Below are 25808 nucleotides of genomic sequence, written 5' to 3'. Positions count from 1 at the left end.
GGTGCGTGCACGAACCGCCGCGCCGGTGGGCTCCGGGCGGTCAGCGGGTGCGGCGCAGCAGGGCCAGGAACATCGCGTCGGTGCCGTGCCGGTGCGGCCACAACTGGCCGTAGCGGCCCCGCTCGACGCCGGGGACCCCGGGGAACAGCGGCGCCACGGGCAGCACCTCGACGTCGTCGCGCGCGGCGGCGACGTCGGCGACCGCGACGGTCTCCGCGGTGTGCGGCGAGCAGGTCACGTAGGCCACGACCCCGCCCGGCCGCACGGAGGCCAGCGCGCCGTCGAGCAGCGCCGTCTGCAGGCCGACCAGCGGGGCGACGTCGTCGGCCGTGCGCCGCCAGCGCACCTCCGGCCGCCGGCGCAGCGCGCCCAGCCCGGTGCACGGCGCGTCGAGCAGCACCCGGTCGAACGAGCCCGGCGCCCACGGCGGCTGCCGCCCGTCGGCCACGAGCACCTCGACGTCGTCCTCCCCCGCCAGCGCCCCGCGGACCAGCTCGGCGCGGTGCGGCGCCCGGTCGGCGGCGGTGAGGTGCACCCCGGCCGGGCGGACCGCGGCCAGCAGCCCGGCCTTGCCGCCGGGGCCGGCGCAGACGTCGAGCCAGCGCCCGTCGGGGCCCGCCAGCGGCGCGCGGGCCAGCAGCAGGGCGGCGAGCTGGCTGCCCTCGTCCTGCACCGCCGCCGCGCCGGCGCGCACCGACGGCAGCCGCCCGGGGTCTCCCCCGCCGAGGCGCACCGCGTACGGCGACCAGGGACCCGGCGTCCCGCCGGACTCCTCGGCGAGGGCCTCGCGGGCCACCCGGCGGGCGACCAGGTGCACCTCGGGGGCGGCGTCGTCGGCGAGCAGGGCGTCCTCGAGCTCGGCGTCGCCGCCGAGGGCCTCCCGCCAGGCGGCCACGATCCACGCGGGGTGGTCGGTGGCCAGGCCCAGCCGCCGGTCGCCCTCGGCGTCCAGCCGGGCCAGCCACGCGGCCCGGTCGCCGACCGCCGCCACCCTGCGCAGCACGGCGTTGGCCAGCCCCGAGGGCCCGGTGCCGACGATCGCCCGGACCAGGTCGACGGTGGTGGCGACGGCGGCGTGGGCCGGCACCCGCAGGTCGACCACCTGGTAGGCGCCCAGCCGCAGCAGGTCGAGCAGGCGGCGGTCGAGCTCGGTGAGCGGCCGGTCGACCACCTGCTCGAGGACGGCGTCGAGGGTGCCCTGCGCCCGCAGCGTCCCGTAGGCGAGCTGGGTGGCGAAGGCGGCGTCGCGCGGCTCGAGGTCGCGCTCGCGCAGCAGCTGGGGCAGCAGCAGGTTGGCGTAGGCGTCGCGGCCGGAGACGCCGTCGAGGACGTCGTAGGCGGTCAGCCGGGCACCGTCGAGGGGCGGGCGGCGGGGCGGGCGGCGGTCCCGGCGCCCTCCGCGCGGGCCGGCCGGGCGGCGGGGCGGGCCGGTCACGTCCCGAACCGCTCGCCGGGCGCCGGGCGGGCGCCGCGCGCCCAGTCGGCGGCCGGCTGCAGCCGCTTGCCGGCCGGCTGCACCTCCCCCAGCCGGACCGACCCGCGGCCGGTGCCGACGACGACGCCCGGGCCGACCGACAGCTCACCGGGCGCCAGCGCCAGCGCCGTCGGCAGCGGCTCGACCGGCCCGAGGCGGAAGCGGTCGCCGCGCCAGGTGGTCCACGCGCCCGGCGCCGGGGTCATCCCCCGTACCCGCCGGTCGACGACGTGCGCCGGCAGGTCCCAGTCGACGCGGGCGTCGGCGGTCTCGAGCCGCGGGGCCAGGCTGACGCCCTCGGCCGGCTGCGGCCGCGGCTCGAGCGTGCCGGCGGCGATGCCGTCGAGGGTGACCACCAGCAGCCGGGCGCCGCTGACCGCGAGGCGGCCGAGCAGGTCGCCGGCGGTGTCGCGGGGGCCGATCTCCTCGGTGACCACGCCGTACACCGGCCCGGTGTCGAGGCCCTGCTCGAGCCGGAAGGTGCACGCGCCGGTGACCTCGTCGCCGGCCATGACCGCGTGCTGCACGGGCGCCGCGCCGCGCCAGGCCGGCAGCAGGGAGAAGTGCAGGTTGACCCAGCCGTGCGCGGGCAGGTCGAGCGCGGCGGGCGGGACCAGCGCGCCGTAGGCCACCACCGGAGCGCAGTCGACGGCGAGGTCGGCCAGCCGCGCCAGGAACTCCGGCTCGCGCGGCGAGCGGGGCTGCAGCACCGGCAGGCCGGCGGCGTCGGCGCGCTCGGCCACCGGGGAACGGCTGACCTTCCGGCCGCGGCCGGAGCGGGCGTCGGGCCGGGTGAGCACGGCGGCCACCTCGTGGTCGGAGGCCAGCAGCGCCTCCAGCGAGGGGACGGCGGCCTCGGGCGTCCCGGCGAACAGGAGCCTCAGTGGGGGCTCACCTCCACCCGCGGCACCCAGGCGGCCATGCCGGCCCACTCCGCCTCGGCCAGCGCGGCCAGGGCGGCGGCCCGCGCCCCGGGGTCGAGCCGGTCGACGAAGACGACGCCGTCGAGGTGGTCGACCTCGTGCTGCACCGCGCGGGCCAGCAGGTGCGAGCCCTCCACCCGCACCGGGTCGCCGTGCTGGTTCCAACCGGTGGCGACCACGTGCAGGTGGCGGCGGCAGTCGAAGCGGTAGCCGGGGATGGACAGGCACCCCTCGGGCTCCTCCTCGGTCTCGTCGCCGACGAGGTCGACCGAGGGGTTGACCAGGTGCCCGACCTCGCCGTCGACGTGCCAGGTGAACACCCGCAGGCCCACCCCGATCTGCGGTGCGGCCAGGCCCGCGCCCCCGGCGGCGTGCATGGTCTCGGTCAGGTCGGTGACCAGGCGGCGCAGCTCGGCGTCGAAGTCGACGACGGGGGCCGCGGGCCGGTGCAGGACCGGGTCGCCGAGCAGCCGGATGGGGGTGACGCTCACCGGGCCAGCGTAGGCGGAGCGCTCCCGTGCACTTCCGCGTACGTGCCCGTGCGCACTCCCGCGGACGTGCAGGTCCGCGGACGTGCCCGCGTCGGGTTCTGCTCGCGGGCGGATCCCGGCTGGGGCCCGCGATGCCGAGTGAGCAGTCGTCGCGGCTCTCCACGGCGTGGCGGCGCGCGTCGCCGGCTGCAACTGCCCACCCGGGGCGCGGACCGAGGGGCGGGAACAGCCTCCCTCAGACCAGCTCGAGCGGGTCGAGCTGGACCCGCACGTGCTCGCTCGCCTTGCGGGCGCTGCGGACGCCCTGGACCTCGGCCAGCGCGGTCGCCAGCGCGGTGCCCTCGCCGCGCGGCACCCGCACCAGGTAGCGCTCCCGCTCGCCCTCGTGCCCCGGCCGCGGCGGCTCGGGGACGGGGCCGAGCAGGTCGGCCTCGGCGGGCAGCCGGGCGGCGTCGAGGAACTCGGCCAGCGCCGCCGGCGACCCCGACAGCGCGGCCATCCGGGTGGCCGGCGGGAAGCCGAGCGCGCGGCGGTCGGCCAGCTCCCGCGCCGCCAGCCAGCCCGGGTCCCAGCGCACCAGCGCCTGGACGACGGGGTGCGCGCCGTCGGCGGCGACGACGACCGTGCCGGAGGAGCGCACCAGGGTGGCCGCGTTCATCCAGCGGCGCAGGGTCTCCTCGCCGGCCCGCAGGTCGGCCCGGCCCAGCAGCGCCCACGAGTCGAGCAGCAGCGCCGCGCCGTAGCCGCCCTCGGCCACCGGCTCCGCGCCGGGGGTGGCCACGACCAGCGCCGGCCCCGCGGGCACCGCGGCGAGCACGCCCGACCCGCGCCCGGACACCCGCACCGCGGCGCCCGGGAACGCCCGGCCCAGCTCCTCGGCGGTCCGCGCCGCGCCGACGACGGAGGCGCGCAGCTTGGTGCCGTGGCAGTGCGGGCAGTCGAAGGTGGTCGCCGGGCGGGCGCACCAGCGGCAGGCGGGGATGCGCGAGCCGCCCGGCCCGGGGGTGGGCGCGATGCCGAGCGGGCCGGAGCACACCGCGCAGCGGGCCGGGGCGCGGCAGCGGTCGCACGAGAGCCCCGGGGCGTACCCGGCGCGCGGCACCTGCACGAGCACCGGGGCGCCGTCGGCCAGCGCCTGGCGGGCCACCCGGTGGGCGAGGCTGGGCAGCCGGGCGGTGCGGGCGGCGGGGTCGCGGGCCAGCTCGGAGTCCTCGCCCAGCGCCTGGACCCGCGGGGCGGCCGCGCGCAGGGTGGCGCGGTCGGCGGCCAGTTCGTGCGCCCAGCCGCTCTCGACCAGCAGCGCGGCCTCGGCGGTGCGTGCGGTGGCCGCGACGACGGCCGCGCACGAGGCCAGGTGGGCGCGGTGCACGAGCACGTCGCGGGCGTGCGCGTAGGGCGCCCGGGGCTCGGCGTGCAGGTCATCGCCGTCGTCCCAGACGGCCACCAGGCCGAGGTCGGCGACCGGTGCGAAGGCCGCGGCGCGGGTGCCCAGCACCACCCGGGCACTGCCGCGGGCGGCGTCGAGGAAGCGCCGGTAGCGGGCGTCGGGGGCGGCGTCGGCCCGCAGGACCACGAACGACCCGGGCGGCAGGACGGCGCCGGCCGCGGCCTCCAGCCGGTCGAGGTCGCGCCCGTCGGGGACCACGACCAGCGCGCCGCGCCCGCCCGAGAGCGCCGCGCGGCACAGCTCGGCCAGCCGCGCCGGCCAGTCCTCGCCGGGCAGCGCGGTCCACACCGCACGTGCGGACCGCCCCTCGGCGACGGCGGCGAGCAGGGCCGGGCCGGTCGGGTAGCGGGCGAAGCCGGCGGGGTCCGGCGGCGTCGGCGGTGGCGGGGGCTCGGCCGGCGGGCGCTTCTCGGCGGCGGCGCGGCGCGGCGGGACGGCCAGCCGCAGGACGTCGGTCAGCGTGCCGCCCCAGCGCTGGGCGACCGAGCGGGCCAGCGCGGCCACCTCGGGGGTGAGCACCGGCTCGGGCGAGACCAGCTTGGCCAGCGGGGCGAGCTTGCGGTCGGTGCCGGTGGTGTCGGCCAGCTCGAGCACGAACCCGTCGACGAGCTGCCCGGCGAAGCGCACCCGCACCCGGCAGCCGGGCCGGACCTCGCCGGCCATGTCGTCGGGGACGGCGTAGTCGAAGGGCCGGTCCAGGTGGGCCAGCGGCACGTCGACGACGACCCGGGCCACCCGCGGCGGCCCCGCGCGGAGGCTCGCCCCGAGCTCGCGAGGGGGAAGGGGCGCGGGGTCCTTCGACAGCGCTGTTCTCCGTTCGGCGGGGTCGTGTCGCCGCAGTGTCCCCGCCGGGTACGACGGTCCCGGGGCTCAGCCGACGGCCGAGCGCAGCGCCTCGACCCGGTCGGTGCGCTCCCAGGGCAGCTCGACGTCGGTGCGGCCGAAGTGGCCGTAGGCGGCGGTCGGCCCGTAGATCGGCCGCAGCAGGTCGAGGTCGCGCACGATCGCGCCCGGGCGCAGGTCGAACACCGTGGTGACCGCCTTCTCCAGGACGTCGTCGGGGACGGTGCCGGTGCCGTGGGTGTCGACGAACAGGCCCACCGGGTGGGCGGCGCCGATCGCGTAGGCCACCTGCACCTCGCAGCGGCGCGCCAGGCCCGCGGCGACGACGTTCTTGGCCACCCAGCGCATCGCGTAGGCCCCCGACCGGTCGACCTTCGACGGGTCCTTGCCGGAGAACGCGCCGCCGCCGTGGCGGGCCATGCCGCCGTAGGTGTCGACGATGATCTTGCGGCCGGTCAGGCCGGCGTCGCCCATCGGACCGCCGATGACGAACTTGCCGGTCGGGTTGACCAGCAGCCGGTAGCCGTCGGTGGGCAGCCCCAGCTCGGCGAGCTCGGGCTCGACGACGAGCTCCTGCACGTCGGGGGTGAGCAGCTGCTCGATGGAGATGTCCTCGGCGTGCTGCGAGGAGACGACGACGGTGTCGACGCCGACCGGCCGGTCGTCCTCGTAGACGACGGTGACCTGGGTCTTGCCGTCGGGGCGCAGGTAGGGCACCGAGCCGTCCTTGCGGACCGCCGCCAGCCGGCGCGACAGGCGGTGGGCCAGCGCGATCGGCAGGGGCATGAGCTCGGGGGTCTCGTCGGTGGCGTAGCCGAACATCAGGCCCTGGTCGCCGGCGCCCTGGCGCTCGATCTCGTCGTCGGCGGTGCCGGAGGTGCGCGCCTCGTAGGCGGTGTCGACGCCCTGGGCGATGTCGGGCGACTGGGCGCCGATGGAGACGCTCACGCCGCAGGAGGCGCCGTCGAACCCCTTGCGGGAGGAGTCGTAGCCGATCCGCAGCACCGTCCGGCGCACGATGTCGGCGATGTCGACGTAGCCGGCGGTGGTGACCTCGCCGGCGATGTGCACCTGCCCGGTGGTGATCAGCGTCTCCACCGCGACCCGGCTGCGTGGGTCCTGGCGGAGCATCTCGTCGAGGATCGCGTCGCTGATCTGGTCGGCGATCTTGTCCGGGTGGCCCTCGGTCACCGACTCGGACGTGAAGAGGCGGCGTGGCACTCGGTTCTCCCTGGTTCGGTGACGGGCTCGCGGGCGGTGGGTGGGTCACGGGCGGCGTCCCCCCGCCGCGTGAGCACGGTACCGGCGCGCCTCCGGGACGGCAGCCGGCGGTCAGGCCAGGCGGGGCAGCACGGCCTGCCAGACGGCCGCGGCGACGGCGTCCTTGGTGCCGTGCGGCACCTCGGTGGCGCTGCCGTCGGCGGCCAGGACGACGGCGGCGTTGTCCGGCCGGCCGAACACCCCGCCGCCGGAGACGTCGTTGACGACCAGCAGGTCGCAGCCCTTGCGGGCGAGCTTGGCGCGGGCGTGGGCGAGCACGTCGCCGTGCTCGTCGCCGGTCTCGGCGGCGAAGCCGACGACCAGCTGGCCGGCGGCGCGCTTGGTGACCAGCTCGGCGAGCACGTCCGGGTTGCGCACCAGCGGCACGCTGTCGGGCTCGCTCGCGCTGTCCTTCTTGAGCTTCGTGGCCGCGACCGTGGCCGGCCGGAAGTCGGCGACCGCGGCGGTCATGACCACGACGTCGGCCTCCGGGGCCTCGGCGAGCACCGCGGCGCGCAGCTCCTCCGCCGTCCCCACCGGGACGACGCGGACGCCGAACGGCGCGGGCAGGTCGACGTTGGCCGCCACGAGGGTGACCTCGGCGCCGCGGGCGGCGGCCACCCGGGCCAGCGCCCAGCCCTGCCGGCCGGAGGAGCGGTTGCCCAGGTAGCGCACCGGGTCCAGCGGCTCGCGGGTGCCGCCGGCGCTGACCACGACGCGGCGGCCGGCGAGGTCGGCGCGCAGCACGTCGGCGCCGGCGGTGAGCGCCACCCGGGCGAGCGCGGCGACGTCGGCGGGCTCGGGCAGCCGGCCGGGACCGGAGTCGGGGCCGGTCAGCCGGCCCACGGCCGGCGGCAGCACGATCGACCCGCGGCGGCGCAGGGTGGCCACGTTGTCCTGGGTGGCCGGGTGCAGCCACATCTCGGTGTGCATCGCCGGGACGAAGACCACCGGGCAGTGCGCGGTGAGCAGCGTCGCGGTGAGCAGGTCGTCGGCGCGGCCGGCGGCCGCGCGGGCCAGCAGGTCGGCGGTGGCCGGGGCGACGACGACGAGGTCGGCGGTCTGCCCGATCCGGACGTGGGCGACCTCGGGGACGTCGGACCACACGTCGGTGGTGACCGGGTGACCCGACAGCGCCTCGAAGGTGGCCGCCCCGACGAAGTGCAGCGCGCCCGGGGTGGGGACGACGCGCACGTCGTGCCCGGCCTCGGTGAGCGCGCGCAGCAGCAGCGCGGCCTTGTAGGCGGCCACCCCACCGGCGACGCCCAGGACGATCCGGCTCATGTGCCCCATCCTCCCGCAGACACGGCGACGCCCCCGGTACCGAGTACCGGGGGCGTCACTCACACGGGGCGCGACGGCCGGTGGAAACGCCACCAGCCGCGCGGCCCCCTCGCAGGGCCCCGCCGCGAGCCTGCGAGCGGTGGGGGGCGAGGGGGTCCTCCTAGTTCTCCCCGGCGGTGTGGGTCAGCAGACCCTCGTTGATCTCGCGCAGGGCGATCGACAGCGGCTTCTCCTGCGGCGCGGTGTCGACCAGCGGGCCGACGTACTCCAGCAGACCCTCGGAGAGCTGGCTGTAGTAGGCGTTGATCTGCCGCGCGCGCTTGGCGGCGAAGATCACCAGGCCGTACTTGCTGCTGGTGCGCTCGAGCAGCTCGTCGATCGGCGGGTTGGTGATGCCCTCGGGGGCGGGTGCGACTCCGGACACGGGCGCGGGACTCCTCGGCTGGTTCGGCGGGGGTGAGGGGCCTCGGGGGGCCGGTCACTCGGGCGCGCCGGTCGTCCCGGACGACGGCGCAGCTAGCAAGGATACCAACTCGTCCGCGGCCCGGGTGACGTCGTCGTTGACCACCACGACGTCGAACTCGCCGGCGGCGTCCAGCTCGGCCTGCGCGATGGCCAGCCGGCGCTCCTGCACCGCCGGGGGCTCGGAGCCGCGGCCGGCCAGCCGGCTGACCAGCTCGGCCCACGACGGCGGGGCGAGGAAGACCAGCTGGGCGTCGGCGTCGCGGGCGCGGACCTGGCGCGCGCCCTGCAGCTCGATCTCCAGCAACGCCGGCGCCCCGGTCGCGAGTCGCTCGCGGACCGGGGCGGCCGGTGTGCCGTAGCGGTTGCCGGCGTACTCGGCCCACTCGAGCAGGCCGTCCCCGGCGACGAGCCGGTCGAACTCGGCGTCGTCGACGAAGTGGTAGTGCACCCCGTCCACCTCCCCGGGCCGGGCCCGCCGGGTGGTCACCGACACCGAGACCCACACGTCGGGGTGCCGGCGGCGGACCTCGGCGACGACGGTGCCCTTGCCGACCCCCGAGGGACCGGAGAGCACCGTCAGGCGCGCCGGGACGGGGGTCGGGAGGGCGGTCGGCAACGGGAGGTCCCTCGTGGTGCTGGTGTCGGACGGGGCGTGCGGCACCGGACCTCAGGCCGTGGAGTCGGCGGGCACCTGGTCGGGGACCACCTGTTCGCCGCCGAACTCCGCCTCCAGGGCGCGGCGCTGGTTGGCGCCCAGGCCGCGGACCCGGCGGGTCGGGGAGATCTCGAGCCGCTCCATGATCTTCGCAGCACGGGCCTTGCCGACGCCGGGCAGGGACTCCAGGACCGCGGAGACGCGCATCTTGCCGATCACCTCGTCGGTGTCGCCCTGGCGCAGGACGTCACCGACCGTGGCGCCCTTGCTCTTGAGCCGCTCGCGCAGCTCGGCACGTGCCTTGCGGGCCGCGGCGGCCTTCTCCAGGGCGGCGGCGCGCTGTTCCGGGGACAGGTCAGGCAGGGGCATGGTGCGTCCCAATCGTGTCGTCGCAGGGGTTTGGCACCCCCGCGTCTCGGTGCTGTGTCCGTGCCGTGCGGCTGGTCCGGAACCCGTGATCTCGGGCCCGGCGGTCAACCTAGTAACCGGGAATCCGCAGGTCACGCGCGGTGCGCGCGGAGTTTCCGATCTCCGCCCGTCCGCACCTCACGCTCCGTCCACCGGCCGTGTGACGGTCCGTGAGACCCGCAGGTCAGAAAGTATACGGAACGTATTAGGTCCGCATGCATCGCGCGAGACACGCGGAACACGACACGCCGGGGGGCTGGGACTCAGCGGGCCGACCGGCGGCCCAGCGCCCACCCGCCGGCCGCGGCGAGCACCACCGCACCGAGGACGGCCAGCCCGATGCCGGCCAGGTGCCCGGTCGTCCAGGTGACCACCCCGCCGGCGGTCGGCGTCAGGGTGCTCCCGTAGGCGTCGGCGGGCGTCAGGGGCGCGTAGGCGTAGCTGCCCCCGTACGGGACGCCCACGGGCCCCGTGTCCGCCCGCCAGAACAGCCCGACGCCGGAGACCAGCAGGGCTCCCGCCACCAGCAGCGCCGACGCCGGGCCCTGCCTCACGCGGTCAGCTCCTCGGTCCAGCGGGCGGCGGCGGCCCGCAGCGCGGCCGGGTCCGGCCCGGCGGCGAGCACGTCGCGGGAGACGGTGGGGAGCACGGCGCGATCCTGCCCGAACAGCCGCCGCAGGTCGGCCACCGTGCCGCCCTGCGCGCCGAGGCCGGGGGCGAGCACCGGGCCGCCGAGCCCGTCGAGGTCGACGTCGAGGTCGCGCAGGGTGGCGCCGACGACGACGCCGAAGGACCCCGTCGCCGCGCCCCAGCGTCCGGCGACGTCCCGCACCGCGCCGGGGTCGGGCAGCGGGTCGCCGACGACCCAGCCGGGGGTGTTCCAGCCGCGGACGGCGTCGACGACGACCTGCGCCACCGACCGCTCCCCCACCCGCGCGTGCTGGAGCGTGCCGGCGTCGGGGTTGGAGGTGCGGGCCAGCACGAACAGCCCGCCGCCGGTGAGCCGCGCGGTGTCCACGGCCGGCTGCAGGGAGCCGGGGCCGAGGAAGGGGCTGACGGTGAGCGCGTCGACCGCGCACGGGTGCTCCGGGCGCAGCACGTCGGCGTAGGCGTCCATCGTGGAGCCGATGTCGCCGCGCTTGGCGTCGAGCAGCACCAGCGCCCCGGCCGCGCGGGCCCGGGCGACGGCGTCCTCGAGGACCGCCAGCCCACGCGAGCCGTGCCGCTCGTAGAAGGCCGACTGCGGCTTGAGCACCGCCACCTGGCCGGCGAGCGCGTCGACGACGGCGTCGGTGAAGCGGGCCAGCCCGCCGGGGTCGTCGGGCAGGCCCCAGCGCTCCAGCAGCCCGGCGTGCGGGTCGAGGCCGACGCACAGCGGCCCGCGGGCGGCGACGGCGTCGGCGAGGCGCCGCCCGAACGGCTCGGTCCCCGTCACCGCGGCACCGACCGCGGCAGGGTGTCGCCGTACGCGGCGATGCAGTCGCGGGCGAGGAACGGGTCGGCGAAGGCACCGGCCGCCGACTGCACCGCGTCGGCGCCGGCCGCGTGCAGCGCCGCGAACGACGCCGGGTCGGTCACCCCGCCCATCGCCAGCACGCTGAAGCCCCACCCGCCGGCCTCGCGCAGCCCGACCAGCCGGCGGGTGAGGTCCAGGGCGCGCCCGCGGACCGCCGCCCCCGACAGCCCGGCCAGGGCCCGGCCGGGGAACGTCGGCCCGCCGTCGCGGCGCACCACGCGGGTCTGCACCGTGTTGATGCCCGCGACGCCGTCGACCAGCGGCGCCAGCCGGGGCACCAGCGCGGCGAGCCGGTCCTCGTCGAGCCAGGAGAGCTTGGCGACCAGGCCGGTGCGGTCGTCGAGCTCGCGGCGCACCGCCTCGACCACCGCGACGGTGGCGTCGGCGTCGAGGCACAGCGGCGGCTTCACGCCGTCGGGGGACGCGGTGAGCGTGTTCGGGCAGGAGAGGTTGAGCTCCACCACGGTCGCGCCGGCCTCCTCGGCCAGCCGCGCGGTCCGGGCGAAGTCGGCCGCCAGCGCCGGCCCGTCGCCCTCCCCCATGACGCTGACCAGCAGCAGCTGGTCCTCGTCGACGGCGGCCAGCGACCGCTCGAGGTCGGGCATCCACTCCTCCGGCGCCGGGGAGGGCACCCCGAAGGAGTTCACCGTGCTGACCTCCGGGTCGCCCGGCGGGATCCAGTCCCACGGGTCGGACACCACGACCTCGGCCCCGGGCCGGGGGGCGAAGGTCCAGTTCGGCTGGGCGTTGGGCTCGTGCGCGCGGCTGCGCACCGTCTTGTAGGTGAGCACGCTGAAGCCGTTGCGGGCGTGGTAGCGCACCCACTCCTCGCCGCCGTTGAGCACGCACGAGGGCACCCCGACCGGGAAGCCGACGTCACGGCCGAGCACCCGCCAGCGGCGGTCCCCCGCGCGCGGGCGCTCGGCCAGCCGCGGGCCGACCGGCGTCGTGAGGTTCTCCCGGTAGGAGCGCAGCACGTCGTAGGAGGGCGTCCGGACCCCGTGCGCCGCCAGCAGCCCGCCGTGCCCGGCGAGGACGAGCACGCGGGTGAGCAGCGGCAGGTCGGCGTCGCCGGCCTCCCCCGCGGCCAGCCGGCCGGCCAGGTCCTCGGCGCCGGCCCGCAGCGCCGCGAGCTCCGCGGCCGGCGGCGCGGCGAACCGGGTGACCCCGGCGAGGAAGGCGGCGGGCAGCCCGTCGAGCAGCCCGCGGGCGGCGAGGTCGTCGCGCACCCGCCCGACGACGCCCCAGGAGGTGCCTTTGTCGCGACAAAGGCCGCTCATGGGCGCGGGGACAGCGCCGCGTGGACCTCCTGCAGGCTGCGCACCCCGAGCCCGCCGCGGCGCAGCGCCTCGACGCCCTGCACCGCCGCGGCCATCCCCTGCACGGTGGTGATGCACGGGATGTCGACGGCGACGGCGGCGGTGCGGATCTCGTAGCCGTCCAGCCGCGGCCCGCTGTTGCCGGGCGACCCGAACGGCGTGTTGACGACGATGTCGACGTCGCCGGCGAGGATCCGCTCCACGCAGTTGCCCGGGCCCTCGCTGTACTTGCCGACCACCTCGCACTCGACACCGTTGCGGCGCAGCACCTGCGCGGTGCCGGCCGTGGCGAGCACGCGGAAGCCGAGGTCGGCCAGCCGCTTGACCGGGAACACCGCGGCCCGCTTGTCCCGGTTGGCCAGCGAGACGAACACCGTCCCCGACGTGGGCAGCGGACCGTAGGAGGCGACCTGCGACTTGGCGAAGGCGGTGCCGAAGCCGTCGTCGAGGCCCATGACCTCGCCGGTGGACTTCATCTCCGGGCCGAGCACGGTGTCGACCCCGTGGCCGTCGACGGTGCGGAACCGGTGGAAGGGCAGCACCGCCTCCTTCACCGCGATCGGCGCGCGCTCGGAGAGCTCGACGCCGTCGCCGGCGGCCGGGAGCACGCCCGCGGCGCGCAGGTCGGCGATGCTCTCCCCCACCGCGATCCGGGCCGCGGCCTTGGCCAGGGGCACGGCGGTCGCCTTGGAGACGAACGGCACCGTCCGCGACGCCCGCGGGTTGGCCTCCAGCACGTACAGCACGTCGTCCTTGAGCGCGTACTGCACGTTCAGCAACCCGCGCACGCCGATCCGGGTGGCCAGCGCCGCCGTGGCGGTGCGGATCTTCGCCAGGTCCTCGGTGCCCAGGGTGATCGGCGGCAGCGCGCACGCGGAGTCGCCGGAGTGGATGCCGGCCTCCTCGATGTGCTCCATGACCCCGCCGAGGTAGAGCTCGGAGCCGTCGTGGAGCGCGTCGACGTCGATCTCGACGGCGTCCTCGAGGAACCGGTCGACCAGCACCGGGTGGGCGGGGCTGACGTCGGTGGCCTTGGCGATGTAGGCCTCGAGCGTGGCGTCGTCGTAGACGATCTCCATGCCGCGCCCGCCGAGGACGTAGGACGGGCGCACCAGCACCGGGTAGCCGATCGCCGCGGCGATCTGCCGGGCCTCGGCGAACGTGGTGGCGGTCCCGTGCTCGGGCGCACGGAGGCGGGCGTCGGCGAGCACCCGGGAGAACGCGCCGCGGTCCTCGGCGTCGTCGATGGCCTCGGGCGAGGTGCCCAGCACCGGCACCCCGGCGTCCTTGAGCCGCTGCGCGAGGCCCAGTGGCGTCTGCCCGCCGAGGGTGCAGACCACCCCGGCCACCGGGCCGGCCGCCCGCTCGGCCTCGACCACCTCGAGGACGTCCTCGAAGGTCAGCGGCTCGAAGTACAGCCGGTCGGCGGTGTCGTAGTCGGTGGAGACGGTCTCGGGGTTGCAGTTGACCATCACGGCCTCGTAGCCGGCGTCCTGCAGCGCCATGACCGCGTGCACGCAGGAGTAGTCGAACTCGATGCCCTGGCCGATGCGGTTGGGCCCCGAGCCGAGGATGAGCACCGCGGGGCGCTCGCGCGGCTCGACCTCGGTCTCCTCGTCGTAGGACGAGTAGTGGTAGGGCGTGCGGGCGGCGAACTCGGCGGCGCAGGTGTCCACGGTCTTGAACACCGGCCGGATGCCCAGGCGCCAGCGCAGCACCCGGACGCCGTCCTCACCGGCGAGCTCCGGCCGCAGCGCGGCGACCTGCCGGTCCGAGAGCCCGTGCCGCTTGGCCCGCCGCAGCAGCTCGGGGGTGAGCGCCGGCGCGTCGCGCACCTGCTCCCCCACCTCGCGCACCAGCGCGACCTGGTCGACGAACCACGGGTCGAAGCCGCTGGCCTCGGCCACCTGCTCGACGGTCGCGCCCGCGGCGAGCGCCTGCTCGGCGAGGTACAGCCGGCCGTCGACGGGGGTGCGCAGCGCCTCGAGCAGCTCGTCGGCGGTCCGCGGGTCCGGCGGGCCGGTCCAGAAGCCGGCCACCGCCGTCTCGGTGGACCGCATCGCCTTGCCCAGCGCCTCGGGGAAGTTGCGGCCCAGCGCCATGACCTCGCCGACGCTCTTCATCGTGGTGGTCAGCCGCGGGTCGGCGCCGGGGAACTTCTCGAACGCGAACCGCGGGATCTTGACGACGACGTAGTCCAGCGCCGGCTCGAACGACGCCGGGGTCACGCCGGTGATGTCGTTGGTGATCTCGTCGAGCGTGTAGCCGATGGCCAGCTTCGCGGCGATCTTGGCGATCGGGAAGCCGGTGGCCTTCGACGCAAGCGCCGACGACCGCGACACCCGCGGGTTCATCTCGATGACGACCAGCCGCCCGTCGGCCGGGTTGACCGCGAACTGGATGTTGCAGCCGCCGGTGTCGACGCCGACCTCGCGCAGCACCGCGATGCCGACGTCGCGCATCCGCTGGTACTCGACGTCGGTGAGGGTCATCGCCGGCGCGACGGTGACCGAGTCGCCGGTGTGCACGCCCATCGCGTCGACGTTCTCGATCGAGCAGACGACGACCACGTTGTCGCTGCGGTCGCGCATGAGCTCGAGCTCGTACTCCTTCCAGCCGAGCACCGACTCCTCGACCAGGACGGTGTGCACCGGGGAGTCGGCCAGCCCGTGGGCGGCCATCCGCCGCAGCATCGGCTCGTCGGTGGCGAAGCCCGAGCCCAGCCCGCCCATGGTGAACGACGGGCGGACGACGACCGGGTAGCCGACCTCGGCGGCGGTCTCCAGCGCCTCCTCGACGGTCGAGCAGACCCGCGAGCGCGGGGCGTCGGCGCCGACCGAGCGGACGATGTCCTTGAACAGCTGCCGGTCCTCGCCGCGGTTGATCGCGTCGACGTCGGCGCCGATGAGCCGCACGCCGTACCGGTCGAGGGTGCCGTTCTGGTACAGGCCGATGGCGATGTTGAGCGCCGTCTGCCCGCCGAGGGTGGCCAGCAGCGCGTCGGGGCGCTCGCGGGCGATGACCCGCTCGACGAACTCCGGCGTCAGCGGCTCGACGTAGGTGGCGTCGGCGACCTCGGGGTCGGTCATGATCGTCGCCGGGTTGCTGTTGACCAGGCTGACCCGCAGCCCCTCGGCGCGCAGCACGCGGCAGGCCTGGGTGCCGGAGTAGTCGAACTCCGCGGCCTGGCCGATGAGGATCGGCCCGGACCCGATGACCAGGACGTGCGAGATGTCGGTGCGCCGGGGCATCAGCGGGCCTCCCCCATCAGGTCGACGAACCGCTCGAACAGCGGCGCGGCGTCGTGCGGCCCGGCCGCGGACTCCGGGTGGAACTGGACGCTGAACGCCGGGGCGTCGAGCAGCCGCAGCCCCTCGACGACGTCGTCGTTGAGGCCCACGTGGCTGACCTCGACCCGGCCGTAGGGGGTGTCGGTGGGCCGGTCCAGCGGCGCGTCGACGGCGAAGCCGTGGTTGTGGCTGGTGACGCGGACGGTGCCGCTGACCCGGTCGAGCACCGGCTGGTTCAGGCCGCGGTGGCCGAAGCGCAGCTTGTAGGTGCCCAGGCCCAGCGCCCGGCCGAGGATCTGGTTGCCGAAGCAGATGCCGAACAGCGGCCGGCCGGCGTCGAGCACGCCCCGCACGGCCGCCACCGCGTAGTCGGCCGCCGCCGGGTCGCCCGGGCCGTTGGAGAGGAAGACGCCGTCGGAGCCGTGCGCGAGCAGGTCCTCCGCCGTCGCCGTCGCCGGCAGCACGTGGGTCTCGACGCCGAGGGCGGCCAGGTGCCGCGGGGTGGCGCTCTTGATGCCGAGGTCGAGCGCGGCGACGGTGAACCGCCGCTCCCCCACCGCCGGGACGACGTAGGGCTCGCGGGTGCTCACGTGCGGCGCGAGGTCGGCACCGACCATGCCCTCGGCGGCACGCACCCGGGCGAGCAGCGCGTCGGGGTCGGTGGACTCGCTGCTGATCCCGGCCCGCATCGCGCCGCGCTCGCGCAGGTGGCGGGTGAGGGCGCGGGTGTCGATGCCGCTGATGCCGACGACGCCCTGGTCGGCGAGCTCGTCGTCGAGACTGCCGGTGGCCCGCCAGTTGGCCGGGCGGCGGGCGGGGTCGCGGACGACGAACCCGGCCACCCACATGCGGCGGCTCTCGTCGTCCTCGTCGTTGACCCCGGTGTTGCCCACGTGCGGGGCGGTCATGGTGACGATCTGGCCGGCGTAGCTGGGGTCGGTCAGCGTCTCCTGGTAGCCGGTCATCCCGGTGGCGAACACCGCCTCGCCGACCGTCGTGCCGACCTTGCCGTAGGCCTCGCCGCGGAACGTCCGCCCGTCCTCGAGCACGAGGATCGCCTGGGTCACTTCTGCGCCTTCCCGTCGAGCACGGTCGCCTCGCCCCGCAGGAACGTGGCGACCACCCGGCCGGGCAGCTCCCGGCCGGCGTAGGGGCTGTTGCGGCTGCGGCTGGCCAGCGCGGCCGGGTCGACGGTCACCCGGGCGGCGGGGTCGAGCAGCAGCAGGTTGGCCGGCTCGCCGGGCGCGATCGGGCGCCCGTGGCCGGCCAGGCGGCCGATGGCCGCGGGGCGGACCGACAGGCGGTCGGCGACGCCGGCCCAGTCGAGCAGGCCGGGCTCCACCAGCGCCTCGACGACGACCGACAGCGCCTGCTCCAGCCCGAGCATCCCGGGCCGGGCCTGCGCCCACTCGCTCTCCTTGTCCTCCACCGCGTGCGGGGCGTGGTCTGTGGCGACGGCGTCGATCGTGCCGTCGGCCAGCCCGGCGCGGAGGGCCTGCACGTCCTCGTCGGTGCGCAGCGGCGGGTTGACCTTGAACACCGGGTCGTAGGTCTCGGCGCAGGCCTCGGTGAGCAGCAGGTGGTGCGGGGTGACCTCGGCGGTCACCTGCACCCCGCGCGACCGCGCCCACCGCAGGATCTCCACCGAGCCGGCGGTCGAGACGTGGCAGACGTGCAGCCGGGCGCCGACGTGGCCGGCCAACAGCACGTCGCGGGCGATGACCGCCTCCTCGGCGGCGGCCGGCCAGCCGGTGAGGCCCAGCCGCGCGGAGCGGTCGCCCTCGTTCATCTGCGCGCCGGCGGTCAGCCGCGGCTCCTCGGCGTGCTGGGCGACCACGCCGTCGAAGGCCTTGACGTACTCCAGCGCCCGCCGCATGAGCGCGGGATCGGCGACGCACTGCCCGTCGTCGGAGAAGACCCGCACGCGGGCGGCGGAGTCGGCCATCGCGCCGAGCTCAGCCAGCCGCTCGCCGCGCAGCCCGACGGTCACCGCGCCCACCGGGACGACGTCGACCAGGCCGGCCTCCTGGCCGAGGCGCCACACCTGCTCGACGACGCCGGCGGTGTCAGCGACCGGGTCGGTGTTGGCCATCGCGTGCACCGCGGTGAACCCGCCCAGGGCCGCCGCGCGGCTGCCGGTCTCGACGGTCTCGGCGTCCTCGCGGCCGGGCTCGCGCAGGTGGGTGTGCAGGTCGACCAGGCCGGGCAGCGCGACCAGCCCGTCGGCGTCGACGACGGTGGCGCCGGGCGCCGAGAGCCGGTCGCCGACCGCGGCGATCCGGCCGTCCCTGAGCAGCAGGTCGGCGGGGTCGCCGCCCAGGACGCGCGCCCCCTTGATCAGTGTGGTCACGAGGACGTTCCTCCGAGCAGCAGGTAGAGCACGGCCATGCGGACGGAGACGCCGTTGCCGACCTGCTCGACGATGGTCGAGCGGACCGAGTCGGCGACGTCGGCGGCGATCTCCATGCCCCGGTTCATCGGGCCGGGGTGCATGACGATCGCGTCGTCGGACAGCGCCGCCATCCGGCGGGCGTCGAGGCCGTAGCGGCGGCTGTACTCCCGCGCGCTGGGGAAGAACGAGGCGTTCATCCGCTCGGCCTGGACCCGCAGCATCATGACCGCGTCGGCCTTGGGCAGCACCGCGTCGAGGTCGTAGGAGACCTCCACCGGCCAGGAGCCCACGCCCACCGGCAGCAGGGTGGGCGGCGCGACCAGGGTCACCTCCGCGCCGAGCGTCGTCAGCAGCCACACGTTCGACCGGGCCACCCGGCTGTGCAGGACGTCGCCGACGACCGCCACCCGGACGCCGTCGAGGCGGCCCAGCCGGCGCCGGATCGTGTAGGCGTCCAGCAGCGCCTGGGTGGGGTGCTCGTGGGTGCCGTCGCCGGCGTTGACCACGCTGCCGCGCACCCAGCCGGCCAGCCGGTGCGGTGCGCCGGACGCCGAGTGCCGGACGACGATCGCGTCGGAGCCCATCGCCTCCAGCGTCAGCGCGGTGTCCTTGAGGCTCTCGCCCTTGGAGACGCTGCTGCCCTTGGCGGAGAAGTTGATGACGTCGGCCGAGAGCCGCTTGGCCGCCAGCTCGAAGGAGATGCGGGTGCGGGTGGAGTCCTCGAAGAAGAGGTTGACCACCGTGCGGCCGCGCAGCGTGGGCAGCTTCTTGACCTCGCGGCCGGCCAGCGCCTGGTCGATCTGCGCGGCGGTGTCGAGGACGAGCGTGGCGTCGTCGCGGTCGAGGTCGGCCGCCTCCAGCAGGTGCCGCTTCACCGGCGCTCCCCCTCGGTCACCAGCACCTCGTCGGTGCCGTCGGTCTCGGTCAGGTGCACCCGCACCGTCTGGGCGCGCGAGGTGGGCACGTTCTTGCCCACGTAGTCGGCGCGGATGGGCAGCTCCCGGTGGCCGCGGTCGACCAGGACGGCGAGCTGGACCGCCCGCGGCCGGCCGAGGTCGCGCAGCGCGTCGAGGGCCGCGCGCACCGAGCGCCCGGAGAACAGCACGTCGTCGACGAGGACGACCAGCCGGCCGTCGATGCCCTGCTCGGGCAGGACGGTGTCCTCCAGCGCCCGGACGCCACGCAGCCGCAGGTCGTCGCGGTAGAGGGTGATGTCGACGGTGCCGGCGTCGACCGCCGTGCCGCTGAAGGCCTCGACGCGGGCGGCCAGGCGGCGGGCGAGCGGGGCGCCGCGGGTCGGGATGCCGACGAGCACGAGGTCGGCGAGGTCGTTGCCCGCCTTCTCGATCAGCTGGTGCGCCATGCGGTCGACCACGCGGGCGACGTCGGCGGGGGTGAGCAGCACACCGGCGGTGGACGTGCGGCTGGGAGCAGGCTCGCGCGAGCCGGCCATCAGGCCTCCTTCCCCGCCTCACGGGACGGGTCGTTAAAGGAGCGGATCGGACCGGGACAGACCGTACTGCATGCCGCCGGAGGGCCCTCGGGGCACGTCCTGGTTCCGCTGGTGGCGGTGCGTGAAGCAGGATGCCCCCCGGATGAGGGATGCGCTGTCGCCCCGTCCGCCCAACCAGTACGCTGCGTGACGACCGAGCCCTCCCACCGACGACGGACAGTGAGCAGACACGCATGAGCACGGACTACTCGCGGGCCCTCGGTGCCCGGCTGCGGGCGATCCGCAACCAGCAGGGCCTCTCCCTGCAGGGCGTGGAGGACAAGTCGCACGGCCGCTGGAAGGCCGTCGTCGTCGGCTCCTACGAGCGCGGCGACCGGGCGGTGACCGTCCAGCGCCTCTCGGAGCTGGCGGTCTTCTACGGCGTGCCGGTCTCCGAGCTGCTGCCCGACCCGCGCCCCTCCTCGGCCGTCACGTCCACGACGAAGATCGTGCTCAACCTCGAGTCGCTGGGCTCGCTGCCCGCCGACGAGGCCGGGCCGCTGGCGCGGTACGCCTCGACCATCCAGGCGCAGCGGCACGACTACAACGGCAAGGTCCTCTCCATCCGCGCGGAGGACCTCAAGTCGCTGGCGATCATCTACGACATGAGCCCCGACGAGCTCACCACCCGGCTCATCGAGTGGGGCGTGCTCAACCCGGGCGGCATGGACGGCCTGGGCGCCGCCGCTGCCGACGACGACGAGGCCTGGGACCGCCGGCGCGCCCCGCGCTGACCGATCCGTCCCCGGGTCCCGTTCCCGGGGCCCGTTCCCGACGGGACGTGCACGCAGCGCGACCGGCGGGGCTCCTCGACCGCGGTGTGTGCACGGCCCGGCTCCGGGCGCCGGGGACTGTCGGTGGGTGCTCCTAGCGTCGGCGGTGCCGACCACGCGCACCCCGAGGAGCACCCGTGACCCCCGTCCCGCCCGTCCCGATGCCCGACCGCGAGACCCTGCTGGCCATCAGCCGCCGGGCCGCGCTGCGCCGGGCGCAGCGACGCGACGCCGGCGCGCGGGCGGCGGCGATGCTGGCCGCCGCCGGGGTGGCCGGCGCCGCCTGAGGCCGCACCTCACGACGAGGACGTGGGCACCTCGGTGTCGAGGATGGCGCCGAGGACGCCGTTGACGTAGGCCGGCGAGTCGTCGGTCGACAGCGCCCGCGCGAGCTCCACGGCCTCGTCGATGACGACGGCGTCGGGCACGTCGTCGGCCCACAGCAGCTCGAACACGGCCATCCGCAGGATCGCCCGGTCGACGTCGGGCAGCCGCTCCAGCGACCACCCGCGGGCGTGCTGCCCGATCAGCTCGTCGATGCGCCGGGCGTGCGCGGCGACGCCCTCGACCAGCCGGACCGTGTGGTCGGACACCGGCGGGTCGGCGAGCGCGATGCGCTCCCGCAGCATCTCCACCGCGTCGGCGCCCCGCAGGTCGGCCGCGTAGAGGACGTCGACGGCGCGCTTGCGCGCCTTGGTGCGGGCGGCCATGCGGGGGCTCCGGGGTGCGGTGCCGGCCGGCGCGGTCAGTTGGCCCGGCCGAGGTAGCGGCCGTCGCGGGTGTCGACCTTGAGCCGGTCGCCGGTGTTGACGAACAGCGGCACCTGGATCTGCGCGCCGGTCTCCAGGGTGGCCGGCTTCGTGCCGCCGGTGGAGCGGTCGCCCTGCAGGCCCGGGTCGGTGTGCTCGACGACGAGCTCGAGGGTCACCGGCAGCTCGACGTAGAGCGGCGTGCCCTCGTGGACGGCGACGACGGCCTCGGTGTTCTCCAGCAGGTAGTCCGCCCCGCCGCCGACGGTCTCGGCCGGCACGTGGATCTGGTCGAAGGTCTCCCCGTCCATGAAGACGAAGTCGGTGCCGTCCTTGTACAGGTAGGTCATGTTCCGCTTGTCGACCGTGGCGGTCTCGACCTTGGTGCCGGCGTTGAAGGTCTTGTCCACGACCTTGCCCGAGAGCACGTTCTTCAGCGTCGTCCGCACGAACGCGCCGCCCTTGCCGGGCTTGACGTGCTGGAACTCGGTGACGGACCACAGCTGGCCGTCGAGGTTGAGGACCATGCCGTTCTTGAGGTCGTTGGTGGTAGCCATCTAGAGGACCAGCAGTTCCTTGCTCGTGAGGGTCAACAACTCGGGCGCGTCCGCCGTGACGACGAGCGTGTCCTCGATCCGGACACCGCCGTGGCCGGGGAGGTAGACCCCGGGCTCCACGGTGACGGCCATGCCGGCGGCCAGCCTACCCGCGCCGGACGGGCCGATGGACGGCGCCTCGTGGATCTCGAGGCCCACGCCGTGCCCGAGGCCGTGGGTGAAGTGCTCGGCGTGCCCGGCGGCGGCGACGACGTCGCGGGAGGCGGCGTCCACGGCGACGACGTCGGCGCCGACGGCCAGCGCCGCCCGCCCGGCCGCCTGCGCCGCCGCCACGAGCTCGTAGACCTCCCGCTGCCAGTCGGCGGCGTGCCCGAGCACGACCGTGCGGGTCATGTCGGAGTGGTAGCCGTCGACGGTCGCGCCGAAGTCGAGCTTGAGGAGGTCGCCCGCGCGCAGCACCGTGCGGTCGGGCCGGTGGTGCGGGATGGCGGAGTTGGCGCCCGCGGCCACGATCGTCTCGAACGACGGCGCCTCCGCCCCCAGGGTCAGCATCCGCGCGTCGAGCTCGCGGCCGACCTCCAGCTCGGTGCGCCCGGGCCGCAGCGCTCCCTCGGCGGCCAGCTCGGCCAGCGCCTGGTCGGCCACCGCGCAGGCCCGCCGCAGCGCGTCGACCTCGTCGTCGTCCTTGACCGCGCGCAGCGCCTCCACCGCCCGGCGCACCGACACCAGCTCGGGCACCGTGCCGCCGTCGGCGGCGTCGGTGAGCACCCGCTGCAGCTGGGCGTGCCCGTCGACGGTGACCTCGTGGCTCTCGTAGCCGATCCGCCCCGCACCCCGCCGCACCGCCTCCTGCGCCAGCGCCGGCACGGTGCCGCGGTCGACCAGCAGCTCGACGTCGGGCACCTGGGCGCCGGCCTGGGTGGTGTAGCGGCCGTCGGTGCCGAACAGGTCCCCGCCCCCGGACGAGCTGCCGTCGGTGCGCAGCAGCAGCGCGCCGTTGGAGCCGGTGAACCCGGTCAGGTAGCGGACGTTGAGCAGGTTGGTGACCAGGACGGCGTCCAGACCCTGCTCGGCCGCCGTCGCCCGCAGCCGGTCGCGGCGCCCGGCCTCCCGGGTCACTTCGCGCCCCGCAGCGAGAGCCACTGCAGCGCCAGCACGTAGCCCTCGATGCCGAGCCCCGCGATGACGCCGTCGGCCACCGCGGAGACGTGGGAGTGGTGCCGGAAGGGCTCGCGCTTGTGGATGTTGCTGATGTGGACCTCCACGAGCGGCGCACCGAGCGCGGCGAGCGCGTCGTGCAGCGCGACGGAGGTGTGCGACCACGCCGCCGGGTTGACCACGACCGGGTCCCCGGCGTCGGTGGCCTCGTGGACCCAGCGCAGCATCTCGGCCTCGTCGTCGGTCTGCCGGACCCGCACCTCCATCCCGAGCTCGTGCCCGGCCTTCTCGAGCAGCTCGACGAGCTGCGCGTACGTCGTCGTCCCGTAGACCTCGGGCTCGCGGGTGCCGAGCCGGCCGAGGTTGGGGCCGTTCAGGACCTGGACCGTCACGCGTCCTCCACAACTGCGGCCCACGCCGCGTCCAGCCACGCCGGATCGGGGTCGGTGAGGATCCCCGGGCTGCCGATCCCGTCGAGGACGACGAAGCGCAGCGTCGCCCCGCGGGCCTTCTTGTCCACCCGCATCACCGCCTGCAGCGCCGCCCAGTCGCCGCGGTAGCGGGTGGGCAGGCCCATGGCGGTGAGCAGCTCCCGGTGCCGGTCGGCCTCGGCGCGCGACAGGCGCCCGGCCTGCACGCCGAGCTCGGCGGCGAAGACCAGCCCGACGGCGACCGCCTCGCCGTGCCGCCAGGCGAAGTCCTCGACCCGCTCGACGGCGTGGCCGAGGGTGTGGCCGTAGTTGAGGAACTCCCGGACGCCGGTGTCGAACAGGTCCTGGCCGACCGCCTCGGCCTTCACCGCCACGCTGCGCTCGACGAGCTCCGCGGTGTCGCGGCGGCCGGTCGGGTCGGCCTCGAGCAGGTCGAGGATCGCCGCGTCGGCGATGAACCCGCACTTGACCACCTCGGCCAGGCCGGCGCGGAACTCCGCCTCGGGGAGCCCGGCGAGGACGTCGGTGTCGGCGAGCACGCCCGCGGGCGGGTGGAAGGCGCCGACCAGGTTCTTGCCCGCGCCGGTGTTGATGCCGGTCTTGCCGCCGACCGCGGCGTCGACCATGCCGAGCACGCTGGTCGGCAGGTGCACGACGCGCACGCCGCGCACCCAGGTGGCGGCGAGGAAGCCGGCCAGGTCGGTGACCGCTCCCCCGCCGACCCCGACGACGGCGTCGGAGCGGGTCAGGCCCAGCCGGCCGAACTCCTCCCACGCGGCTGCGGCGACCGCGGCGGTCTTGGCCGCCTCCCCGTCGGGGACGACGACGGCCTCGGCGGCCACCCCGGCGGTCTGCAGCGTCTCGACCGCGGCGCCGGCCAGCGCGGCCAGCGGCGGGGCGTGCACGACGGCGGCCTTCGGCGTGCCGGCCAGCAGCACACCGAGCTCGGCCTGCGCGCCGGGGCCGATGACCACCTCGTAGGGCCGCTCCCCGGCGACGCTCACCCGCCTCACCGGCCGGCTCCCGCGGGCAGCGCGGCCAGCACGTCGGCGACGACGTCGTCCGGGGTGCGGTCGCTGGTGGGGACGACGGCGGTGGCCACCTCGGCGTAGAGGGGGGCGCGCTGCTCGAGCAGGGTGCGCAGCACCGCCCGCGGGTTGACCGCCAGCAGCGGGCGGTCGCGGGACAGCCCGGCGCGCCGGGCGGCCGAGGGGACGTCGACGTCGAGGTGCACGACGGTGCCGCCGGCGCGGCCGTAATCGACCAGCAGCGCGCGGCTGGCCGGGCTGAGCACCGCGCCGCCGCCGAGGGCGAGGACACCGTCGTGCTCCCCGAGCGCGCGAGCCACCGCCTGCTCCTCCAGCGCCCGGAAGTGCGCCTCGCCGTGGGTGACGAACAGGTCGGCGACGGGCGCGCCGGCCGCGGCCTCGACGTCGGCGTCGGTGTCGCGGAAGGCCAGGCCGAGCGCGGCCGCCACCGCCGTCCCGACGGTCGTCTTGCCCGACGCCGGCGGGCCGACCAGGACCAGGGCGGGTGCGGTCACCGGTACGGGAGCGCGTCCAGGTAGGCCCGCGCGTTGCGGGCGGTCTCGGTCACCGAGTCGCCGCCGAACTTCTCCAGCGCGGCGTCGGCGAGCACGAGGGCGACCATCGCCTCCATCACCACCGAGCCGCGCGGCACCGCGCAGGCGTCGCTGCGCTGGTTGATGGCCACGGCGGCGTCCCCGGTGGCGACGTCGACGGTGGCCAGCGCCCGCGGCACGGTGGAGATCGGCTTCATCGCGGCGCGCACCCGCAGCACCTCGCCGTTGGTCATGCCGCCCTCGATGCCGCCGGCGCGGTCGGTGACCCGCCGCAGCCGGCCGTCGTCGCTGACGATCTCGTCGTGGGCGACCGAGCCGCGGCGGCGGGCGGTCTCCAGGCCGTCGCCGACCTCGACCGCCTTGACCGACTGGACGCCCATGAGCGCGGCGGCCAGGCGGGAGTCCAGCCGGCGGTCCCAGTGCACGTGGCTGCCCAGGCCCGGCGGCAGCCCGTGGACGACGACCTCGACGACGCCGCCGAGGGTGTCGCCGTTCTTCCGCGCGTCGTCGACCTCGGCGACCATGACCCCGCTGGTGGCCGGGTCGGCGCAACGGACCGGGTCCTCGTCGATGCGCGGGTTGTCCTGCGGGCCGGGCAGCACGCCGTCGGGGACGGTGACCGGGCCGATGCCGACGACGTGGCTGACCACCTCCACGCCGAGGCTCTGGCGGAGGAAGGCCCGCGCGATCGCGCCGAGCGCCACGCGGGCGGCGGTCTCGCGGGCGCTGGCCCGCTCGAGCACCGGCCGGGCGTCGTCGAAGCCGTACTTCTGCATGCCGGCGAGGTCGGCGTGCCCGGGCCGCGGGCGGGTGAGCGGGGCGTTGCGCGCCTGCCCGGCGAGCACCTCGGGGTCGACCGGGTCGGCCGACATGACCGTCGTCCACTTCGGCCACTCGGTGTTGCCGACCTGCACCGCGATCGGGCCGCCCATGGTCAGCCCGTGCCGGACCCCGCCGGTGAGGGTGACGACGTCCTGCTCGAAGGACATCCGCGCGCCGCGGCCGTGACCGAGCCGGCGGCGGGCCAGGTCCGCGTCGAGGTCGGCGGTCTGCACCCGCACGCCGGCGGGCAGGCCCTCGAGGATGGCGGTGAGCTGCTGGCCGTGCGACTCACCGGCGGTCAGCCAGCGCAACATGCCCCGGATTCTGCCAGCCGGGGGCCCGCGACCCGCCCGGGGCGTGGTGCGCGGCGTCGTGCGCCACGATCAGGGTCCCTGATCGTGCGGCGGCCCCCCCCCCCCCGTGCCCAGCGCGGTCTCACCCCCCCAAAAGCCACCCCCAAACCCCCCACCCCCCGCC

26 protein-coding genes are annotated in these 25808 nt (G+C 76.3%); 2 read left to right on the top strand and 24 right to left on the bottom strand.

Annotated features, from left to right (window positions below; translation table 11 throughout):
• Positions 1 to 40: 40 nt before the first annotated feature.
• The 17 genes from ACI78U_RS17210 to pyrR all read right to left on the bottom strand — a co-directional run bounded on the left by ACI78U_RS17210 (position 41) and on the right by pyrR (position 19220).
• Positions 41 to 1435, bottom strand: a complete 1395-nt coding sequence (locus tag ACI78U_RS17210) for an RsmB/NOP family class I SAM-dependent RNA methyltransferase (RefSeq protein WP_456876604.1) — start codon at positions 1433 to 1435, stop codon at positions 41 to 43.
• Positions 1432 to 2406 (bottom strand): methionyl-tRNA formyltransferase, encoded by a 975-nt coding sequence (locus ACI78U_RS17205; RefSeq protein WP_456876603.1) that lies wholly within the window; start codon positions 2404 to 2406, stop codon positions 1432 to 1434. The genes ACI78U_RS17210 and ACI78U_RS17205 overlap by 4 nt, the downstream gene beginning before the upstream one ends.
• Positions 2355 to 2888, bottom strand: a complete 534-nt coding sequence (gene def, locus ACI78U_RS17200) for a peptide deformylase (protein WP_456876602.1) — start codon at positions 2886 to 2888, stop codon at positions 2355 to 2357. Before def ends, ACI78U_RS17205 begins: the two co-directional genes overlap by 52 nt.
• 235 nt (positions 2889 to 3123) lie before the next feature.
• On the bottom strand, positions 3124 to 5070 hold the full coding sequence (locus ACI78U_RS17195) for a primosomal protein N' (protein ID WP_456876601.1): 1947 nt from the start codon (positions 5068 to 5070) through the stop codon (positions 3124 to 3126).
• A gap of 135 nt (positions 5071 to 5205) precedes the next feature.
• Positions 5206 to 6399, bottom strand: a complete 1194-nt coding sequence (metK, locus tag ACI78U_RS17190) for a methionine adenosyltransferase (RefSeq protein WP_456876600.1) — start codon at positions 6397 to 6399, stop codon at positions 5206 to 5208.
• A 111-nt stretch (positions 6400 to 6510) separates the two neighbouring features.
• The gene (gene coaBC, locus ACI78U_RS17185; protein WP_456876599.1) at positions 6511 to 7722 is read right to left on the bottom strand and encodes a bifunctional phosphopantothenoylcysteine decarboxylase/phosphopantothenate--cysteine ligase CoaBC; all 1212 of its coding nucleotides are present in this window, start codon (positions 7720 to 7722) and stop codon (positions 6511 to 6513) included.
• A gap of 160 nt (positions 7723 to 7882) precedes the next feature.
• Positions 7883 to 8146, bottom strand: coding sequence for a DNA-directed RNA polymerase subunit omega (rpoZ, locus tag ACI78U_RS17180; RefSeq protein ID WP_012949163.1), 264 nt, complete (start codon positions 8144 to 8146; stop codon positions 7883 to 7885).
• A 54-nt stretch (positions 8147 to 8200) separates the two neighbouring features.
• A complete protein-coding gene (gene gmk, locus ACI78U_RS17175; RefSeq protein ID WP_456876598.1) occupies positions 8201 to 8803 on the bottom strand; it encodes a guanylate kinase in 603 nt (200 codons plus the stop codon).
• A 51-nt stretch (positions 8804 to 8854) separates the two neighbouring features.
• Entirely contained in the window at positions 8855 to 9211 is a 357-nt protein-coding gene (mihF, locus tag ACI78U_RS17170; protein ID WP_456876597.1) for an integration host factor, actinobacterial type, read from the bottom strand.
• A gap of 302 nt (positions 9212 to 9513) precedes the next feature.
• Positions 9514 to 9804, bottom strand: a complete 291-nt coding sequence (locus tag ACI78U_RS17165) for a hypothetical protein (protein WP_456876596.1) — start codon at positions 9802 to 9804, stop codon at positions 9514 to 9516.
• Positions 9801 to 10685 carry an orotidine-5'-phosphate decarboxylase gene (pyrF, locus tag ACI78U_RS17160; RefSeq protein WP_456876595.1) on the bottom strand — a complete coding sequence of 295 codons (885 nt, stop codon included), beginning with the start codon at positions 10683 to 10685 and terminating at the stop codon, positions 9801 to 9803. Before pyrF ends, ACI78U_RS17165 begins: the two co-directional genes overlap by 4 nt.
• Positions 10682 to 12046 (bottom strand): dihydroorotate oxidase, encoded by a 1365-nt coding sequence (locus ACI78U_RS17155; RefSeq protein ID WP_456876594.1) that lies wholly within the window; start codon positions 12044 to 12046, stop codon positions 10682 to 10684. The genes pyrF and ACI78U_RS17155 overlap by 4 nt, the downstream gene beginning before the upstream one ends.
• Positions 12043 to 15336 (bottom strand): carbamoyl-phosphate synthase large subunit, encoded by a 3294-nt coding sequence (gene carB / locus ACI78U_RS17150; protein WP_456876593.1) that lies wholly within the window; start codon positions 15334 to 15336, stop codon positions 12043 to 12045. Before carB ends, ACI78U_RS17155 begins: the two co-directional genes overlap by 4 nt.
• Positions 15336 to 16442 carry a glutamine-hydrolyzing carbamoyl-phosphate synthase small subunit gene (carA, locus tag ACI78U_RS17145; protein ID WP_456876592.1) on the bottom strand — a complete coding sequence of 369 codons (1107 nt, stop codon included), beginning with the start codon at positions 16440 to 16442 and terminating at the stop codon, positions 15336 to 15338. The genes carB and carA overlap by 1 nt, the downstream gene beginning before the upstream one ends.
• Positions 16439 to 17725 carry a dihydroorotase gene (locus ACI78U_RS17140; RefSeq protein WP_456876591.1) on the bottom strand — a complete coding sequence of 429 codons (1287 nt, stop codon included), beginning with the start codon at positions 17723 to 17725 and terminating at the stop codon, positions 16439 to 16441. Before ACI78U_RS17140 ends, carA begins: the two co-directional genes overlap by 4 nt.
• Positions 17722 to 18642, bottom strand: a complete 921-nt coding sequence (locus tag ACI78U_RS17135) for an aspartate carbamoyltransferase catalytic subunit (protein ID WP_456876590.1) — start codon at positions 18640 to 18642, stop codon at positions 17722 to 17724. The genes ACI78U_RS17140 and ACI78U_RS17135 overlap by 4 nt, the downstream gene beginning before the upstream one ends.
• Entirely contained in the window at positions 18639 to 19220 is a 582-nt protein-coding gene (pyrR, locus tag ACI78U_RS17130; RefSeq protein WP_456876589.1) for a bifunctional pyr operon transcriptional regulator/uracil phosphoribosyltransferase PyrR, read from the bottom strand. Before pyrR ends, ACI78U_RS17135 begins: the two co-directional genes overlap by 4 nt.
• A gap of 233 nt (positions 19221 to 19453) precedes the next feature.
• Between pyrR and bldD the strand changes: the two genes are divergently transcribed.
• A complete protein-coding gene (gene bldD, locus ACI78U_RS17125; protein WP_456876588.1) occupies positions 19454 to 19993 on the top strand; it encodes a transcriptional regulator BldD in 540 nt (179 codons plus the stop codon).
• A 176-nt stretch (positions 19994 to 20169) separates the two neighbouring features.
• Complete coding sequence (locus ACI78U_RS17120; protein ID WP_456876587.1) at positions 20170 to 20319, top strand: hypothetical protein; 150 nt, start codon at positions 20170 to 20172, stop codon at positions 20317 to 20319.
• Between the two features lie 9 nt (positions 20320 to 20328).
• Here ACI78U_RS17120 and nusB read toward each other — a convergent pair whose 3' ends face one another.
• The 7 genes from nusB to aroC are packed head-to-tail and all read right to left on the bottom strand — an operon-like array spanning position 20329 to position 25645.
• Positions 20329 to 20742 carry a transcription antitermination factor NusB gene (gene nusB, locus ACI78U_RS17115; protein ID WP_456876586.1) on the bottom strand — a complete coding sequence of 138 codons (414 nt, stop codon included), beginning with the start codon at positions 20740 to 20742 and terminating at the stop codon, positions 20329 to 20331.
• A gap of 35 nt (positions 20743 to 20777) precedes the next feature.
• The gene (efp, locus tag ACI78U_RS17110) at positions 20778 to 21338 is read right to left on the bottom strand and encodes an elongation factor P (RefSeq protein WP_456876585.1); all 561 of its coding nucleotides are present in this window, start codon (positions 21336 to 21338) and stop codon (positions 20778 to 20780) included.
• The gene (locus ACI78U_RS17105) at positions 21339 to 22457 is read right to left on the bottom strand and encodes a M24 family metallopeptidase (RefSeq protein WP_456876584.1); all 1119 of its coding nucleotides are present in this window, start codon (positions 22455 to 22457) and stop codon (positions 21339 to 21341) included.
• The gene (gene aroQ / locus ACI78U_RS17100) at positions 22454 to 22888 is read right to left on the bottom strand and encodes a type II 3-dehydroquinate dehydratase (RefSeq protein WP_456876583.1); all 435 of its coding nucleotides are present in this window, start codon (positions 22886 to 22888) and stop codon (positions 22454 to 22456) included. The genes ACI78U_RS17105 and aroQ overlap by 4 nt, the downstream gene beginning before the upstream one ends.
• Complete coding sequence (gene aroB, locus ACI78U_RS17095; protein ID WP_456876582.1) at positions 22885 to 23940, bottom strand: 3-dehydroquinate synthase; 1056 nt, start codon at positions 23938 to 23940, stop codon at positions 22885 to 22887. Before aroB ends, aroQ begins: the two co-directional genes overlap by 4 nt.
• Positions 23937 to 24470: a shikimate kinase gene (locus ACI78U_RS17090; protein WP_456876581.1), complete on the bottom strand. Its 534-nt coding sequence runs from the start codon at positions 24468 to 24470 to the stop codon at positions 23937 to 23939. Before ACI78U_RS17090 ends, aroB begins: the two co-directional genes overlap by 4 nt.
• Positions 24467 to 25645 (bottom strand): chorismate synthase, encoded by a 1179-nt coding sequence (aroC, locus tag ACI78U_RS17085; protein ID WP_456876580.1) that lies wholly within the window; start codon positions 25643 to 25645, stop codon positions 24467 to 24469. Before aroC ends, ACI78U_RS17090 begins: the two co-directional genes overlap by 4 nt.
• Between the last annotated feature and the right edge of the window lie 163 nt (positions 25646 to 25808).

This window comes from Geodermatophilus sp. SYSU D00710 (assembly GCF_054050195.1).
The sequence above is the reverse complement of the archived record's forward strand: the minus strand, read 5'-3'. Positions and strand labels throughout refer to the sequence as shown.

Bases quoted from the DNA above. Each gene is read 5' to 3' on its own strand.
- bldD (WP_456876588.1), top strand. From the start codon at position 19,454: ATGAGCACGGACTACTCGCGGGCCCTCGGTGCCCGGCTGCGGGCGATC.
- nusB (WP_456876586.1), bottom strand. From the start codon at position 20,742: ATGGCCGCCCGCACCAAGGCGCGCAAGCGCGCCGTCGACGTCCTCTAC.
- efp (WP_456876585.1), bottom strand. From the start codon at position 21,338: ATGGCTACCACCAACGACCTCAAGAACGGCATGGTCCTCAACCTCGAC.
- ACI78U_RS17155 (WP_456876594.1), bottom strand. From the start codon at position 12,046: ATGAGCGGCCTTTGTCGCGACAAAGGCACCTCCTGGGGCGTCGTCGGG.
- aroC (WP_456876580.1), bottom strand. From the start codon at position 25,645: ATGTTGCGCTGGCTGACCGCCGGTGAGTCGCACGGCCAGCAGCTCACC.
- coaBC (WP_456876599.1), bottom strand. From the start codon at position 7,722: ATGAGCCGGATCGTCCTGGGCGTCGCCGGTGGGGTGGCCGCCTACAAG.
- mihF (WP_456876597.1), bottom strand. From the start codon at position 9,211: ATGCCCCTGCCTGACCTGTCCCCGGAACAGCGCGCCGCCGCCCTGGAG.
- pyrR (WP_456876589.1), bottom strand. From the start codon at position 19,220: ATGGCCGGCTCGCGCGAGCCTGCTCCCAGCCGCACGTCCACCGCCGGT.
- carB (WP_456876593.1), bottom strand. From the start codon at position 15,336: ATGCCCCGGCGCACCGACATCTCGCACGTCCTGGTCATCGGGTCCGGG.